21 protein-coding genes are annotated in these 15727 nt (G+C 71.1%); 6 read left to right on the forward strand and 15 right to left on the reverse strand.

Annotated features, from left to right (window positions below; all coding sequences use genetic code 11):
• Positions 1-98: 98 nt before the first annotated feature.
• From ccsB to DEJ22_RS11015, 6 genes are all read right to left on the reverse strand, one after another.
• Positions 99-1079: a c-type cytochrome biogenesis protein CcsB gene (gene ccsB, locus DEJ22_RS10990; protein WP_111227251.1), complete on the reverse strand. Its 981-nt coding sequence runs from the start codon at positions 1077-1079 to the stop codon at positions 99-101.
• Between the two features lie 5 nt (positions 1080-1084).
• Complete coding sequence (gene resB, locus DEJ22_RS10995) at positions 1085-2710, reverse strand: cytochrome c biogenesis protein ResB (RefSeq protein ID WP_111227252.1); 1626 nt, start codon at positions 2708-2710, stop codon at positions 1085-1087.
• 28 nt (positions 2711-2738) lie between these two features.
• A complete protein-coding gene (locus DEJ22_RS11000; protein ID WP_111227253.1) occupies positions 2739-3437 on the reverse strand; it encodes a cytochrome c biogenesis CcdA family protein in 699 nt (232 codons plus the stop codon).
• Between the two features lie 45 nt (positions 3438-3482).
• Complete coding sequence (locus DEJ22_RS11005) at positions 3483-4094, reverse strand: TlpA family protein disulfide reductase (RefSeq protein ID WP_111227169.1); 612 nt, start codon at positions 4092-4094, stop codon at positions 3483-3485.
• Positions 4094-4750, reverse strand: coding sequence for a histidine phosphatase family protein (locus DEJ22_RS11010; protein ID WP_111227170.1), 657 nt, complete (start codon positions 4748-4750; stop codon positions 4094-4096). The genes DEJ22_RS11005 and DEJ22_RS11010 overlap by 1 nt, the downstream gene beginning before the upstream one ends.
• Positions 4751-4855: 105 nt before the next feature.
• Complete coding sequence (locus DEJ22_RS11015; RefSeq protein ID WP_111227171.1) at positions 4856-6346, reverse strand: SulP family inorganic anion transporter; 1491 nt, start codon at positions 6344-6346, stop codon at positions 4856-4858.
• 133 nt (positions 6347-6479) lie between these two features.
• On the opposite strand from DEJ22_RS11015, the gene DEJ22_RS11020 reads away from it, so the two are divergent.
• Positions 6480-6854 carry a MerR family transcriptional regulator gene (locus tag DEJ22_RS11020; RefSeq protein WP_258379623.1) on the forward strand — a complete coding sequence of 125 codons (375 nt, stop codon included), beginning with the start codon at positions 6480-6482 and terminating at the stop codon, positions 6852-6854.
• Positions 6855-6874: 20 nt separating this feature from the next.
• Here DEJ22_RS11020 and DEJ22_RS11025 read toward each other — a convergent pair whose 3' ends face one another.
• Together DEJ22_RS11025 and DEJ22_RS11030 are read right to left on the reverse strand one after the other, a co-directional pair.
• The gene (locus tag DEJ22_RS11025; RefSeq protein WP_111227173.1) at positions 6875-7087 is read right to left on the reverse strand and encodes a hypothetical protein; all 213 of its coding nucleotides are present in this window, start codon (positions 7085-7087) and stop codon (positions 6875-6877) included.
• A 24-nt stretch (positions 7088-7111) separates the two neighbouring features.
• Positions 7112-7420 (reverse strand): hypothetical protein, encoded by a 309-nt coding sequence (locus tag DEJ22_RS11030; RefSeq protein ID WP_111227174.1) that lies wholly within the window; start codon positions 7418-7420, stop codon positions 7112-7114.
• Between the two features lie 140 nt (positions 7421-7560).
• Here DEJ22_RS11030 and aspS point away from each other — a divergent pair, with 140 nt between their 5' ends.
• Positions 7561-8901, forward strand: a complete 1341-nt coding sequence (aspS, locus tag DEJ22_RS11035; RefSeq protein WP_111227254.1) for an aspartate--tRNA(Asn) ligase — start codon at positions 7561-7563, stop codon at positions 8899-8901.
• A gap of 77 nt (positions 8902-8978) precedes the next feature.
• On the opposite strand, the gene DEJ22_RS11040 is transcribed toward aspS, so the two are convergent.
• From DEJ22_RS11040 to DEJ22_RS11060, 5 genes are all read right to left on the reverse strand, one after another.
• Complete coding sequence (locus DEJ22_RS11040; RefSeq protein WP_111227175.1) at positions 8979-9272, reverse strand: Dabb family protein; 294 nt, start codon at positions 9270-9272, stop codon at positions 8979-8981.
• The gene (locus DEJ22_RS11045; RefSeq protein WP_111227176.1) at positions 9269-9532 is read right to left on the reverse strand and encodes a glutaredoxin family protein; all 264 of its coding nucleotides are present in this window, start codon (positions 9530-9532) and stop codon (positions 9269-9271) included. Before DEJ22_RS11045 ends, DEJ22_RS11040 begins: the two co-directional genes overlap by 4 nt.
• A gap of 71 nt (positions 9533-9603) precedes the next feature.
• Positions 9604-9702, reverse strand: coding sequence for a 30S ribosomal protein bS22 (locus tag DEJ22_RS11050; protein ID WP_003792170.1), 99 nt, complete (start codon positions 9700-9702; stop codon positions 9604-9606).
• A gap of 125 nt (positions 9703-9827) precedes the next feature.
• Positions 9828-10022, reverse strand: coding sequence for a helix-turn-helix domain-containing protein (locus DEJ22_RS11055; RefSeq protein ID WP_111227177.1), 195 nt, complete (start codon positions 10020-10022; stop codon positions 9828-9830).
• Positions 10023-10145: 123 nt separating this feature from the next.
• On the reverse strand, positions 10146-10661 hold the full coding sequence (locus DEJ22_RS11060) for an ArsR/SmtB family transcription factor (RefSeq protein ID WP_111227178.1): 516 nt from the start codon (positions 10659-10661) through the stop codon (positions 10146-10148).
• Positions 10662-10732: 71 nt separating this feature from the next.
• Between DEJ22_RS11060 and DEJ22_RS11065 the strand changes: the two genes are divergently transcribed.
• On the forward strand, positions 10733-12172 hold the full coding sequence (locus tag DEJ22_RS11065; RefSeq protein ID WP_111227179.1) for a TrkH family potassium uptake protein: 1440 nt from the start codon (positions 10733-10735) through the stop codon (positions 12170-12172).
• A gap of 67 nt (positions 12173-12239) precedes the next feature.
• Positions 12240-12878, forward strand: a complete 639-nt coding sequence (locus tag DEJ22_RS11070) for a potassium channel family protein (protein WP_111227180.1) — start codon at positions 12240-12242, stop codon at positions 12876-12878.
• An 82-nt stretch (positions 12879-12960) separates the two neighbouring features.
• Here the strand turns inward: DEJ22_RS11070 and proC are convergent, their stop codons facing one another.
• Positions 12961-13791, reverse strand: a complete 831-nt coding sequence (gene proC / locus DEJ22_RS11075; RefSeq protein WP_111227181.1) for a pyrroline-5-carboxylate reductase — start codon at positions 13789-13791, stop codon at positions 12961-12963.
• Positions 13792-13882: 91 nt separating this feature from the next.
• On the opposite strand from proC, the gene DEJ22_RS11080 reads away from it, so the two are divergent.
• Both DEJ22_RS11080 and DEJ22_RS11085 read left to right on the forward strand, forming a co-directional pair.
• On the forward strand, positions 13883-14839 hold the full coding sequence (locus tag DEJ22_RS11080; RefSeq protein ID WP_111227182.1) for a cation diffusion facilitator family transporter: 957 nt from the start codon (positions 13883-13885) through the stop codon (positions 14837-14839).
• A 49-nt stretch (positions 14840-14888) separates the two neighbouring features.
• Entirely contained in the window at positions 14889-15266 is a 378-nt protein-coding gene (locus DEJ22_RS11085) for a hypothetical protein (protein WP_111227183.1), read from the forward strand.
• 19 nt (positions 15267-15285) lie between these two features.
• Here DEJ22_RS11085 and DEJ22_RS11090 read toward each other — a convergent pair whose 3' ends face one another.
• Entirely contained in the window at positions 15286-15717 is a 432-nt protein-coding gene (locus tag DEJ22_RS11090; protein ID WP_111227184.1) for a nucleoside deaminase, read from the reverse strand.
• Positions 15718-15727 lie beyond the last annotated feature (10 nt).

Raw genomic sequence — 15727 nt, forward strand, 5'->3', positions numbered from 1 at the left:
CGCGCGCGACCGGCACCGGAACGGACGGGAGGCGCGGTGCCGTCCGGCACCGCGCCTCCCGTCCGTCGAGTGGTCGCGTCAGCGACGCCCTGCCGCGCTCACAGACCCGAGTAGCTGTGCAGGCCCTTGAAGAACACGTTGACCACCGAGAAGTTGAACATCACGGCGGCGAAGCCGATGAGTGCCAGCCACGAGGACCGGGCACCGCGCCAGCCGCGGGTCGCACGAGCGTGGATGTACCCGGCGTAGACGACCCAGATGATGAAGGTCCAGACCTCCTTGGTGTCCCACCCCCAGTAGCGGCCCCATGCCCGCTCGGCCCAGATCGCGCCGGCGATGAGCGTGAAGGTCCAGAGCACGAAGCCGACGAGCAGCACGCGGTAGGTCAGCACCTCGAGCCGGTCGGCGTCGGGCAGGGTCTCCATGAAGCGGAGCTGCTTCGAGGCAGGCCGGCCCTGCCGGTGCGTCTGCACGAGCTGCGCGACGGCGAGGCCGGCACCGAGGGCGAAGAACCCCGTGCCCGCGATCGCGACGAACACGTGGATGACGAGCCAGTACGACTGCAGCGCGGGCTGCAGCGGCACCACGGGCACCCAGTAGTTCACGGTCGCGATGCCGAGCAGGATGATCGTCAGCCCGGTGATGAACACCCCGAGGAACTTCAGGTTCTGCCAGAACTGCACGAGCAGGAAGATCAGCGTGATGAGCGCCGTGCCCGTGAGCGAGAACTCGAACATGTTGCCCCACGGCACACGATCGGCGGCGATGCCGCGCAGCACCGTCGCACCGACGTGCAGCACGAGCGCCAGGATCGTCATCGCCATGCCGACACGCTCGAACTTCGTGCCGCCGCCGCCGGAGCGACCGGCGTCGGCGGTGACCTTCTCGAGCACGACCGTCCCGCCCTGCACCGTCGCGACGGTGCGCTCGGCGGGAGCCGCAGCGGCGCCGCCGGCAGCGGCCGTCACCTGGCCCGACCGCTTGGCCATGTCGAGTGCGAACGAGATGAACGCGATGACGTAGACCGCCATGGCCGAGTACGTCAGGACGACCGAGTAGGTCGCCAGGTTGGTCGTCATGTCGTTCACGCAGGAATCCTAACTCCGAGGTCCGACAGGTGCCGGCGGGCGATGTCGTCGACCGCGCGCTCGAGGTTGGGGTCCTCGCCGCGCGCCAGACCGGCGTACTCGAGGTCGTACTCGCCGTGCTCCGCACCCTTGCGCGGGACGGCCTTCACCCACACGCGGCGGCGCGGCACGAACAGCGACGTGAGCAGTCCGAGCACCGCGAGCACGGCGAACCCGGCGACGAACAGCTGCGACGGGTCGTGGTGCACGTCGAGCGAGACGTAGCGCTTCACGCCGTCGAAGCTGATCGAGCCCGTGCCGTCGGGCAGGGTCTTCGTCTCACCGGGCTTGAGCTCGATGCTCGCCGTCGTCGACTGCCGTCCCGCGATCTGCTCGAGGCCACTGGTGTCGAGCGAGTAGACGCTCTGCGGGACACCGCTGTCGAGCCCGAGGTCACCGCGGTAGACCTGCAGGGTCAGGAGCGGGTTCTGCGCGTCCGGGTAGGCGCTCGCGAACGCACCGGTCGAGAGCTTCGACGCCGTCGGGTAGAAGAACCCGACGAGCCCGAGCTGCGACGGCGAGGCGTCCGGCACCTTGATGACGCCGGTGGACGTGTAGTTCGCGTCCTCGGGCAGGAAGGGCACGACGTCCTGGAACGCCACGTTGCCCTTGCCGTCGCGGACCGTGACCTGCATGGCGTAGCCGTTGCCGAGGAGGTACACGTTCGTCCCGCCGACCGAGAGCGGGTCGTTCACACCGATCCGGCTCGTCTTCGCCGCCTGGCCCTTCTCCTGGCTGGTGACCGTCGCCGAGTAGTCGAGCGCCTGACCGAGTGCGTCGAGGTTCTTCTCCTCGTACGTGGTCGTGAACTTGTCGAGCCGCAGGTTGTAGCCCTGGAGGTCGGTCTGCCGGAACCAGCGTCCCGGGTTGAACGAGTCGTAGGAACCGAGGACGTTCGAGAACGTCTGGCCCTCGACCAGCAGTCGCTGCCCGGTGTAGCTGAACCCACCGCCGAGGCCGACCGCGACGAGGACACCGACGAGGGCCGCGTGGAAGACGAGGTTGCCGGTCTCGCGCAGGTACCCGCGCTCGGCACTGACCGAGTCCCCGAACCGCTCGACGCGGTAGCCGGACCGCTTGAGGAGCGCCGCCGCGCGGGTCACGGCGTCGTCGACGGACGGGAGGCTCGTGGTCGCGTCCGACTCGACGGGCACGGACCGGTAGCCGGCCAGCCGACCGAGGCGCACCGGTGTCTTCGGCGGGCGGGTGCGGAGCGCCTGCCAGTGGTGCTTCGTGCGCGGGACGATGCAGCCGATGAGCGACACGAAGAGCAGCAGGTAGATGGCCGAGAACCACACGGACGTGTAGGTGTCGAAGACCTGCAGCGCGTCGAGCACGGGGAACAGCTGCGGGTGGTCCGCCTTGTACTGCACGACACCGTTCGGGTCGGCCGTGCGCTGCGGCACGAGCGACCCGGGGATCGCGGCCAGCGCCAGCAGCATGAGGAGGAACAGCGCGGTGCGCATGCTCGTCAGCTGGCGCCAGAAGAAGCGCAGGTACCCGAGGAACCCGAGCCTCGGCTGCGTCACGCCGCCGTCGTCGGAGGCAGGGAGGGCGCTGTCGACGTGGTCCGACGGCCGCATCGGGTCGACGCCGGAGGTGGTGTCGTGCTCAGACCGCGGGGACAAAGCTCTGGATCACCGCCCCGAGGCTCGACATGACGGCCGACCAGATACCGGTGACCATGAGCAGACCGATGACGATCAGGATCGCTCCTCCGATGATGTTGACGGTGCGCATGTGGCGCTTCACGGCACGGATCGCACCGGTCGCCCAGCCGGCGCCGAGCGCGACGAGGACGAACGGGATCCCCAACCCGAGGCAGTAGGCGACGCCGAGCCACATGCCCTGCCAGGCACTGCCCGACTGGACGCTGAGCAGGTTGATCGCGGCGAGGGTCGGCCCGAGGCAGGGCGTCCAGCCGAGCCCGAACACGATGCCGAGCAGCGGTGCGCCGACGAGCCCGGTCGCCGGGGTCCACGACGGCTTGATCGTGCGCTGCAGGAACGTGAAGCGCCCGATGAACACCAGGCCCATGAGGATCACGACGATCCCGAGCACCTGCGTGATGAGGTCACGCCACCGCACGAGCCAGAAGCCGAGCGCGCCGAACACGGTCGTGTAGGCGACGAACACCGCCGTGAAGCCGAGCACGAACAGCACGACCCCGAGCACCACCCGGCCCCTGCGCTGCCCGCCCTCGGCGATCCCGCCGACGTAGCCCAGGTAGCCGGGCACGAGCGGGAGCACGCACGGGGACAGGAACGACACCAGTCCGGCCAGCGCTGCGACGGGCAGCGCCACCAGCATCTGGCCGCTCAGGATCGCGTCGGCGAAGGGGTTGCCGGGCACGGGTCAGGACGCCTTGCCGTCGAGCTCGTCGCGGACCAGGGTCTGCAGGATGCTCTTCCCGTCGACCGCACCGAGCACGCGGGCGGCCACACGGCCCTGCTTGTCGAGCACGATCGTGGCAGGGACCGCGTTCGGTGCGATCTGCCCCGAGAGCGCGAGCTGCACCGTGCCGTCTCGTGCGTCGAGCACCGTCGGGTACGGCACGTCGAAGGTGCGCTCGAAGGCGGCCGCCGTGCCCTCCTCGTCGCGGACGTTGACGCCGACGAAGGCCACGTCGTCGTCCGCGTACTCGTCGTGCACCTGGTTGAGGTACTTCGCCTCGGCACGGCACGGCGGGCACCCGGCGTACCAGAAGTTGAGGACCACGACCTTGCCGCGGAGCGCCTCCGCCGAGATCGTGTCGCCGTCGGTGTCCTTCGCCGTGAAGTCGACCGGGGCGCTGCGGTCGTCAGCAGCGACCTCGGTCACCGCCCCGTTGCCGGAGATGTAGTTCTGGGTGGTGCCACTGCCGTACTGGCGGGACAGGTCGTCGTTCGACGACGAGCACCCGGCGAGCGCCAGGGCTGCGATCACCGCCGATGCCACGGCGGCGGCGATCCGGCTGCGAGTGGACATCAGACTGCTCCTTCGTCGATCGCGGACGCCCGCAGGGACTGCGCGGGGTCCGCGTACCCGACCTCGGTGAAGCGACCGGACGAGGTGGCGGGCACACGCTCGAGGGTCGTGATGCTGGAGAGGTCGCACCGTCGCTTGCGCGGGTCGTGCCAGAGCGGCTCCCCCGCGAGCCGGCGGTGCACCATCCAGATGGGCAGCTGGTGGCTGACGAGGACGACGTCGCCGCCGTCGACGCTCTCCCACGCGGAGGTGACCGCGGCGAGCATCCGGTCGGCGATCGACTCGTACGCTTCGCCCCAGCTCGGTCGGAACGGGTTCGCGATCCACGGCCACTCGGCGGGCCGGCCGATCGAGCGCTTGGTGAAGCCCGGGCGCTGACCCTCGTACCGGTTCGTCGGCTCGATGAGGCGCTCGTCGAGCGAGACGTCGAGCCCGTACGCGGCGGCCCACGGTGCCGCGGACTCCTGCGTGCGCTGGAGCGGCGAGGCGACGATCCGCCGGACGTCGACCCCGGCGTCGTGCCAGGTGGTCGCGGACGCGGCTGCCATCTCGGCACCGAGATCGCTCAGGCCGAAGCCGGGCAGCCGACCGTAGAGCACTCGCCCCGGGTTGTGGACCTCGCCGTGCCGGACGAGGTGGATCCGTGTCGCGGGCATGGGTTCCAGTCTAGGTCGCTCCGCCGTCATCACCCGCCCCACAGGGGATTCACCGGATGTGCGACCGTTCAGCCCCGGTCGACCGGACTCGGACCGGCCGGCCCGTCAGCCCAGGCGCCCGGTGAGCCGGCCGTGCAGGGCGACCGAGCCCGTGTTGAGGTTCACCACCTCGACGGTCGAGCCGTGCCGCGCGTACCGCTGCTCCACGCCGTCGAGCGCCGCGACGGTGCTCGCGTCGAACACGTGCGCGTCGGACATGTCGACGATCACCCGTTCCGGGTCCTCGGCGTAGGAGAACCGCGTGACCAGGTCGTTCGACGACGCGAAGAACAGCGCGCCGCGGACGCGGTAGCGCACGGTGTGCTCGTCGACCGGCTCGCGGACCACGGAGACGACGTGCGCGGCGCGACGGGCGAACACGAGGGCGGCGACGACCACGCCCACCAGTACGCCCGTGGCGAGGTTGTCGGTCGCGACGACCACCACGACGGTGATGACCATGACCGCCGTCTCGCCGAGCGGCATCCGCCCGAGCGTGCGCGGTCGGACGCTGTGCCAGTCGAACGTGGCGACGCAGACCATGAGCATCACGGCGGTCAGGGCCGCCATCGGGATCTGGGCCACCAGGTCGTGGAGGACGATCGTGAGCACGAGCACCGAGGCGCCGGCGGCGAAGGTCGACACCCGGGTCCGTGCGCCCGCGGTCTTCACGTTGATGACCGTCTGCCCGATCATCGCGCACCCGCCGGTCCCGCCGAAGAACGCCGATGCGATGTTGGCGACGCCCTGCCCCCACGACTCACGCCAGGCACTGGACCGGGTCTCGGTGAGCGCGTCGACGAGCTGCGCGGTGAGCAGCGTCTCGATGAGCCCGACGATCGCGACACCGAACGCGTAGGGCGCGACGATCTGCAGGGTCTCGAGCGACAGCGGGACGGTGATGCCGCCGAAGCCGGGCAGCGCGGTCGGCAACGCCCCCTCGTCGCCGACGGTCGGGACGGCGACGCCGAAGACCATCGTGATCGCGGTGATCACCACGACCGCGATCAACGGAGCCGGGACGGCCTTCGTCAGGAAGGGGAAGGCGATGATGATGCCGACGCCGAGCGCCGTGAGCGGCCACACCACGAGCGGCACGTCGTCGCCGAACAGGTTCGGCAGCTGCGCGGTGAAGATGAGGATCGCGAGCGCGTTGACGAAGGCCACGTTGACGCTGCGCGGGATGAAGCGCATGAGCCGGGCGACGCCGAGGAAGCCGAGCACCAGCTGGAACACGCCGCCGAGCACCACCGCGGGGACGAGGTAGGCGACGCCGTGGTCACGCACGAGCGGGGCGATCACGAGCGCGACCGAGCCCGCTGCGGCGGAGATCATCGCGGGTCGACCGCCGACGATCGAGATCACCACCGCGATGACGACGCTCGAGAAGAGTCCGACGGCCGGGTCGACCCCGGCGACGACGGAGAAGGAGATCGCTTCGGGGATGAGGGCGAGTGCCGTGACCACACCGGCCAGGAGCTCACGGGTGAGGAGCCGGGGCGACCGGAGCGCGCTGAGGACGGTGGGCGCCGCGGGGGCGAGGGGTGCGAGGGACATCACCGGCAACACTACCCTGACGTGAGGGTAGGGTTGCGACGCACACCGAGCACCGAGCGACCTCGAGAGGCGGTCTGCCACCATGGCTTCCGTGCACGCGACCGACTCCACCACCCCGACGCCGGGTGACACCATGCACATCGGCGAGCTCGCCGAACGAGCGGGGATGTCCCTGCGGACGATCCGCCACTACGACGAGGTCGGGCTCCTCGTGCCGAGCGGCCGGACCGCCGGAGGGTTCCGCGTGTACACCGCACAGGACCTCGAACGCCTGCTCGTGATCCGCCGGATGAAGCCCCTCGGGTTCTCACTCGACGAGATGGCGGAGCTGCTGCGCGTCGTCGACGCCCTGGCCGACGCCGGCCCCGAGGACCAGGCGGCACTCGCGGCACGGCTCGACGCATCCCTCGACGACGCGCGCGCCCGGCACGCGAAGCTCGTCGAGCGCGCCGGCATGGCCGAGGAGTTCATCGGCACGCTCAGCACCCTGCGCGCTTCGCTCCCCTGACAGCACCAGACTCCGCACGGTCACCGATCGACCTGCAGTTCTCCTGCCTCGATGAGCCGTGCCCGCTCGCGCCGCACCGCCCGGAGCTCCTCGAGCCAGAGTTGCGTGTCGTCGTGGAGTCGGATGATCCGGCGGGCCTTCCGAGGGCGGAAGCGGTACCGCCGTCGGACCTGCTGCCGCCACCGCTCATCGTCGCGCTCGATGAACGCTTCCGTCGGGTCCTGTACTGCCACGTCTGTCTCCCTTCGTGATGAGCGTCAACACGATCCTGCCGACCGCGATGTCGTCGTCGCGGAGGATTGCATGTCGGACATCGCCTGCGCGCTGGCCCGACCGATCTCCGCACGCCCGACGTCTGCGTCGCTCGCGTGTTCCACCGTCCACACGGACCCCGCCCAGGCCCGGTCACGCTCCTCACGTGCCACGACCCGCCGCCACCGCAGCAGCGCCCAGACGCCGCCCACGGCCGCGCCCACCAGCGTCAGTGCCGACCCGACCAGCGCCGCCGCCACCGCCGCCACCGCGACGGGCGGCCAGGCCGCGAGCCCCGCTCCCGATGCCGCCATCCGGGACCCCTCTCGACTCGCGACCCGACCGCACGGACGACGCTACGGAGGTGCCGGAGGCGTGCCGCGCCTCCCGGCCGGAGCTGTGGAGAGAACGCGCCGCGACCCCATCTGTGGAGGAGGCCGTAGACTCGACGACCGTGATCGAACGCACCCGCATCGCCGACCTCGCCGCCCTCCCCGACGGCCCCGTTGCCGTCGCCGGCTGGGTGGAGACCGTCCGCGACCAGAAGAAGGTCCAGTTCGTCGTCCTCCGCGACGAGACCGGCGCCGCGCAGCTGGTGAACCCCGCCACGCGCGAGGCCGAGGACGGCGACGACGACGCCCGGGCCCGGCTCGCCATCACGAACGAGATCTCCGGCCTGGCGCACGGCACCTTCGTGCACGTCCGCGGCACCCTGAAGCACGACGAGCGCGTCAAGCTCGGCGGGCTCGAGGTCAAGGTCGGTTCGCTCGAGGTCGTCAGCGCGGCGATCCCGGAGACGCCCATCGCGGACGACTCGTCGCTCGACAAGCGCCTCGACTGGCGATTCCTCGACCTGCGCAACCGCAAGCAGAACCTCATCTTCCGCATCCAGACCACGCTGGAGCACGCGTTCCGTACCTACTGGGTCGAGCGCGACTACATCGAGATCCACACGCCGAAGCTCATGGCGTCGGCGTCCGAGTCGCGCGCCGAGCTGTTCCAGCTCGAGTACTTCGAGACCACCGCCTACCTGGCGCAGTCCCCGCAGAACTTCAAGCAGATGGCGCAGCCCGCCGGCTTCGGAGCGGTGTTCGAGATCGCGGACGCGTTCCGTGCGGACCCGTCCTTCACGAGCCGCCACGCCACCGAGTTCACGAGCGTCGACGCCGAGATCTCGTGGGTGGAGTCGCACGCCGACGTCATGGCGATGCACGAGGAGCTGCTCGTCGCGGGCTTCACCGCCGTCAAGGAGAAGTACGGCAAGGAGATCGAGGAGGTCTTCGGCTTCGAGTTCGTCGTGCCGACCGCCCCGTTCCCCCGCGTGACGCTGGCCGAGGCGCGGAAGATCGTCGCCGACAGCGGACACGACGTCGTGCGGGCGGACGGCGACCTCGACCCCGAGGGTGAGCGCCGCGTGAGCGCCTGGGCGAAGGAGACGCACGGCTCGGAGTTCGTGTTCGTCACCGACTACGACGCCTCGATCCGCCCGTACTACCACATGCGTCACGCCGACGACCCGTCGCTCACGAACAGCTACGACCTGCTGTTCAACGGCGCGGAGATCTCCACGGGTGCCCAGCGCGAGCACCGCGTCGACGTGCTCGAGGCGCAGGCCGTCGAGAAGGGCCTCGACCCCGAGGAGCTCGGCTGGTACCTCGACTTCTTCCGCTACGGCGTCCCGCCGCACGGCGGTTTCGGCATGGGCCTGGCCCGCGTGCTCATGCTCGCGCTGCACGAGCCGTCCATCCGCGAGGTCACGTACCTGTTCCGCGGTCCGACGCGCCTGACCCCGTAGTCACCAGCGCGGACACGACAGCGGCCACCCTCCGACAGGAGGGTGGCCGCTGTCGCGTGCGCGCCGGGAGGCGCTGCTCAGCGCTCCCAGTCGATGGCCGCCCGCCCCGTGACGAGTTCGCGGATCTCCGCTGCCGCCGCCTGGTGGTCGGGGTGGAACTGGTACTCGTCGAGACCGGCGAGGTCGTCGAACGTCGCGACGACGGCGACGTCCTGGTTCTTCCCCGGGTACGCGACGTTCTCGACGACCTCGAGGGACCGGACGGAGCCGATCGTGCCGACGAGCCCCGTCAGCAGTTCGCGGATGCGCTCGATCGTCGCGGCGCGGTCGAGGTCCTCCCGCACGGTCCAGGAGACGACGTGGTGGATCATGCGCGGGCCTCGGCCTTCTCTGCGTTCTCGATGGCACGGTGCAGCCGGTCGGCGTCCACGTGCCAGTTGCTGTGCACCCGTCCGTCGACGAGGACGACCGGGATGTCCTCGGCGTACTCCTCGCGCAGCGCGTCGTCGTCGAGGATCGACCGTTCCTCGAGCGTGACACCGGGGTGCGCCGCCACGACCTGCTCGACGACGGGTCGTGCGTCGTCGCAGAGGTGGCAGCCGGGCTTCGTCAGGAGGGTCACGGCGGGCATGCCCCCACCATAACCGGCCCGGGGAACACGAAAGCCCCGGCGGACCGGGGCTTCGGGTGCAAGTACTGGACTTACTTCTTGTTGCGACGCTGGTGACGCGTCTTGCGAAGGAGCTTGCGGTGCTTCTTCTTCGCCATGCGCTTGCGACGCTTCTTGATGACAGAACCCATAGTGGACCTCGCTCGGAACGATGCAGATGTGTGGACACCGGGCCCGAAGAGACCGCGGAAAATCAACCCGGCCGAGTCTAGCGGAGCGCAGCGGTCCTGTCGAACGAGCGCGGGCCGGACCGACCTCAGCCGACGTCGGCGACGCCGCCGCGCAGGAGTTCGGCGACGGCCGACTCCGGCACGCGGAAGGACCGGCCGAAGCGGATCGCGGGCAGTTCCCCGGCGTGCACCATGCGGTAGACGGTCATCTTCGAGACGCGCATCATCTCGGCGACCTCAGCGACGGTGAGGAAACGCACGTCGTCGAAACTGCCGGTCATGGTCCGCCTTCGGGTGGCCGTGCACGAGCACGGGGTCGGTGTGACCTGTGTGGTCAGGGTGAGCATAGGGGCGCGTGGGACCGCGTGTCCAGGAGACTCCGAGCCCGCGCTCGACCGTCCGCGTCAGTCGTCCTCGCCGCGGCGGGTGAAGCGCTTCCGGCTCCGGTCGACCACACGTTCCCAGCCCTGCTGCGCACCCGTGAACGCGGCGGTGGCGCGGTGCGAGGCCTCGGCCATGACACGCCCCAGCTCGGTGCCGACCTCGACGGTGGACCGTCCGGAGGTGCCGGTCCGGCGGAACGAGACCGGCTGTCCATCGAGGGTCCACGACGTCGTCGCCGGGGTGCCGTCCGCGTCGACCGCGCCCGTGAACGGGACGACCCACTCCTCGAGCCGGACGAGCGGCTCCGGGTCGAGCCGGTAGAAGCGGTGCTGGCCTTCCTCGCGACTGGAGACGAGACCGTGGTCGCGCAGGACCCGGAGGTGCTTCGACACGGTCGGCTGGCTCACGCCGATCTTCTCGACGAGCTGCCCGACGCTGAGTTCGCCGCCGGTGGCGTCCGACCCGTACGCCGTCAGCAGCGCCCCGAGCAGCTCGCGCCGGGTCGGGTCCGCCACGACGGTGAAGATGTCGGCCATGCGGCAAGGCTAGCCGGACCCGTACGCATGTACCATGACCGCTGACCTGCCCACGGCTCCGGAGGCACAGGATGCTCGACCGCACCGAGCCGCTCAACCGGCACACGCCGACGAGCGGCGCGAGACGGCGTCTCGACGGCGTGCTCGGCGTCCTCCGGTCGTCACCGTCCCGGCTCGCGATCCTGGTCTTCGTCGCGCTGATCCTCATCTTCACGACCCTGTTCATGACCCCGTGGGCGGCGGCGGACCGGACCCCGACGCACTTCGCGGACGCGCTGTTCACCGCGGCGTCGGTCGTCTGCGTGACGGGGCTGGCGACGGTCGACATGGCCACGCACTGGTCGGTCTTCGGCAAGGTGCTCATCGTCGTGGGGACCCAGATCGGCGCCGTCGGCGTCCTCACCTTCGCCTCGATCCTCGGCCTGGTCGTCACGCGGCGACTGGGGCTCCGCGCGAAGCTCATCGCCGCCGGCGACTCGAACCCGCTCCGCACGCACTCCGGGGCCGTGCCCGAGGGGCAGGCCGTGCGGCTCGGGGAGGTCGGCACGCTCCTGCTCACCGTGGCGGTGAGCACCCTGACGATCGAGGTCGCGATCGGTGTGCTCCTGCTGCCGTCGGTGCTCGCGGCGGGCTACCCCTTCTGGACCGCCGTCGGGGACGCCTTCTACTACTCGGCGATGGCCTTCACGAACACGGGGTTCTCCCCCAACGCCGAGGGGTTGGCCCCCTTCGCGAACGACTACTGGTTCCTGTCGCTCCTCATGGTCGCGGTGGTGGCGGGCTCGATCGGGTTCCCGGTGATCCGGGCCGTCACCAAGCAGTTCCGCACCCCGCGGCGGTGGCCGATCCACGTGAAGCTGACCCTGGCCACCAGCGCGGTGCTGCTCGTCCTCGGCGCGGTCGTCTACACGGCACTCGAGGCGTCGAACCCCCGCACGCTCGGGGACGCCGGCGCCGGACACACCGCGTTCCAGGCGCTGTTCTTCTCGACGATGACGCGATCCGGCGGGTTCGCCACGATCGACGTCGAGCAGATGCACGGCGCGAGCCTGCTCGTCACCGACATGCTCATGTTCATCGGTGGCGGCTCGGCGTCGACGGCCGGTGGCATCAAGGTGACGACATTGGCGGTGCTCTTCCTGGCCGCGGTCGCCGAGGCCCGCGGCCGCCAGGGCATGGAGGCGTTCGGCCGCCGCATCCCCGGCGACGTCCTGCGCGTCGCCGTCGCGGTCGTGCTCTGGGGAGCGACGATCGTCGCCGTCATGACGGTGGTCCTGCTGCAGATCACGGGCGACTCGCTCGACCGCGTGCTCTTCGAGGTCATCTCCGCCTTCGCGACCTGCGGTCTGAGCTCCGGGATCTCCGCCGAGCTCCCCGAGGCCGGCAAGTACGTCCTCGCCGCCACGATGTTCCTGGGCCGGGTCGGTACAGTGACCATCGCCGCCGCGCTGGCCGCCAGCCAGAGCCGGCAGTTGTTCCGCCGTCCCGAGGAGAGGCCGATCGTTGGCTGACCGCCGCCCCCGCGCCGACCGCCGCGCACCCCACCCCGTCACCGGGGCCGTCAGCCACGACGCGCCCGTGCTCGTCCTCGGCCTCGGCCGCTTCGGAGCCGCCACCGCCGGTCAGCTCGAGCGCCAGCACCGCGAGGTCCTGGTCGTCGACACCGACGCCGGCCTCGTGCAGAAGTGGTCCGACCGGGTCACCCACGCCGTGCAGGCGGACGCGACGGACATCGACGCCCTGCGGCAGATCGGCGCGCAGGACTTCGCGATCGCGGTCGTGGCCGTCGGCTCGCACCTGGAGTCGAGCGTGCTCATCACGTCGAACCTCGTCGACCTCGGCATCCCGCAGATCTGGGCGAAGGCCGTCAGCCGCTCGCACGGCACGATCCTGTCGCGCATCGGTGCGAACCACGTCGTGTACCCGGAGCGCGAAGCGGGTGAACGGACCGCGCACCTGGTCTCCGGTCGGATGCTCGACTTCATCGAGTTCGACGACGACTTCGCGGTCGTCAAGATGTTCCCGCCGCGGGCGGTGCGCGGCAAGGACCTGGCGACCACCGTCATCCGGACCCGGCACGGCCTCACGGTGCTCGGCATCAAGTCGCCGGGGAAGGCGTTCGTGCCGGCGACGCCGGACAGCGTCATCGGCGAGGACGACGTGATCATCGTCTCGGGGACCGAGACGGACCTGGAGCGGTTCGCCGCGCTCGAGTAGCGACCCGGCGGCGGACGGGAGGCCCGTGGCGACGCCGCCACGGGCCTCCCGTCCGGCTCCCGGTCACGGCCCCCGAGCCGGGTCAGGACGCGGCGATCTCCTCGGCCCGTGCGATGGCCGCGCGCGACGCGCGCGTGAAGATGCCGGCCAGGTCGGCCTCCTGCAGGACGGCGACCGCGCGCTCGGTCGTGCCCTTCGGGCTGGTGACGGCGCGGCGCAGGTCGGCGGGCTCCCGTCCGGACGCGGCGAGGAGCTCGACGGCTCCCCGCAGGGTCCCCTGCACCATCGTCGCGGCCTGCTCCGGGGTGAACCCGAGCGCCTCGGCGGCCTGCTGCCACTGCTCGACGAGCAGGAACACGTACGCGGGTCCGGAACCCGAGACGGCGGACAGCGCGTCCAGCTGCGGCTCCGGCACCTCGATGACCTGCCCTGACGCGGCGAAGACGCTCGACGCGAGCGCGACGGCATCGTCGTCGGCCGTGGACCCGGCGCTGACACCGGTGACCCCGTGGCCGACGCCGATCGGGGTGTTCGGCAACGCCCGCACGACACGGACGCCCGCGGGGACCCGCGCCTCCATCGAGGCGAGCGTGGTGCCGACGGCGACGCTCACGGCCACCGCGCCGGGGTGGAGCGAGGCGGCGACCTCGTCGAGGACCTCGCCGACCTGGTACGGCTTCACCCCGAGGACGACCAGGCCGGCGCCGCGGACGGCCGCCCGGTTGGCGTCCGGGTCGGTCTCCGTCGCCGACGCCTCCAGTCCGCGCTCGCGCCACGCCGCCGCAGAGGGCTCGGACCGGGTGGTGAGCGTCACGGTCGCCGGGTCGAGGCCCGCGGCGAGCAGCCCCTCGAGGACGCTGCCGGACATGGAGCCGACACCGAGCATGGCGGTGCGGGGCAGTGCGATCGTCATGCTCCCGACCCTACCCAGCGCCCGCGCCTAGGATCGCCGTCAGCGGGCCGCCCGGGACGGGCCCGGTGCACGGCAGGGAGAAGGGACACCCGTGAGCGCTTCCGGAGGCACGAAGGCGATCTTCGCCGCGCTGGCCGCCAACGTCGGCATCGCGATCGTGAAGTTCGTCGCGGCCGCGATCAGCGGGTCCGCGGCCATGCTCGCGGAGGGCGTGCACTCCCTCGCCGACTCGGCGAACCAGCTCCTGCTCCTGCTCGGCGGTCGCCGTGCCCGACGCGCGGCCGACCAGGAGCACCCGTTCGGCCACGGCCGCGAGCGGTACGTGTACGCGTTCGTCGTCTCGATCATCCTGTTCACCATCGGCGGCGTGTTCTCGTTGTACGAGGGCATCGAGAAGCTCGCCGACCCGCACCCGATCTCGAACTGGTGGCTCCCCGTCGCCGTGCTCGTCATCGCGATCGGGCTCGAGGGCTTCTCGCTCCGCACCGCCCTGCGCGAGGCCCGTCCGCACAGGGGCTCCCAGTCGTGGGTGCAGTTCGTCCGCCGGGCGAAGGCGCCGGAGCTCCCCGTCGTCATGCTCGAGGACACCGCCGCGCTGACCGGCCTCGTGTTCGCCCTGTTCGGCGTCGGTCTCACCGTGCTCACCGGCAACGGGGTGTTCGACGCGATCGGCACGATCCTCATCGCACTGCTGCTCATCGCGGTCGCCGTCGTGCTCGGCATCGAGACGAAGAGCCTGCTCGTCGGCGAGGGCGCGAGCGTCGCCGACGTCGAGCGGATCAAGGCCGCCGTGCTCGACGGTCCCGAGGTCGAGTCGATCGTGCACCTCAAGACGCTGTACCTCGGGCCGGACGAGCTGATGGTCGGCATGAAGGTCGCCGTCGACGGCGACCGCCGGCTCGGCGACGTGGCCGCTGGCATCGACACCGTCGAGCAGCGCATCCGCGCCGCCGTGCCGGTCGCCCGTGTGATCTACGTCGAGCCGGACGTCCTCCGGACCGGACCGCGTCCGCCGACCGAGGCGATCGTCATCCGCGCGGCCGACTGAGGCAGTCCTTGCTGGCGGCGCCTGCGCTGCTTCCGGCAGGCTCGGGAGCATGAACGCGCTCTTCTCGATCCTGCTCGTCCTGCACTTCCTCGGTCTCGCGGCGGTGATCGGCGCGTTCCTCGTCCAGGTGCGTCGCAAGGGCGGGTTCCAGACCGGGTGGATGGTCGTCGGGCTCGTCGTGCAGCTCGTCACCGGACTCGCCATGATGGGCATCATCGACGCGTCGAGCGACGGCGGTGCGAACCACGCGAAGCTCGGGGTGAAGCTGGTGGTCGCCGCGGTCGCCCTGGTCCTGGCCCTCGTCGCCCGGGCACGCCAGGGGCGGGCGGACGCCGGACAGGCGAAGCCGAAGGCCGCGCTGCCGTTCTTCCACTCGGCGGGTGCGCTCGCGATCGCCAACGTCCTGATCGCGGTGCTCTGGAAGTAGGTGTCGGACGCAGGGCCCGTCAGCGGCGCTCGCGGAAGAACGCGTCGAGCAGGTCCGCGCAGGCCTGTTCACGCACGCCACCGACCACCTCGGACCGGTGCGGGAGCCGACGGTCCCTGGCGATGTCGTAGACGCTGCCGCTCGCCCCGGCCTTCGGGTCCCACGCCCCGAACACGATCCGCGGCACACGGGCCGCGAGCGCGGCGCCGGCACACATCGGGCAGGGCTCGAGCGTCACGACGAGGGTGTGCTCGGCGAGGTGCCAGTCCCCCGCCACCGCCGCCGCCGCCCGCAGCGCGAGCACCTCGGCGTGCGCCGTCGGGTCCTGCCGGGCCTCGCGCTCGTTCCGCCCCACCGCGACGACCGCTCCCGTGGCGTCGAGCACGACGGCGCCGACCGGGACGTCCCCGGTCGCGAGGCAGGCACGGGCCTCGGCCAGGGCGATGTCCATCGCCGCGGCG

It is taken from the genome of Curtobacterium sp. MCSS17_007 (assembly GCF_003234175.2).
Lineage (GTDB): Bacteria > Actinomycetota > Actinomycetes > Actinomycetales > Microbacteriaceae > Curtobacterium.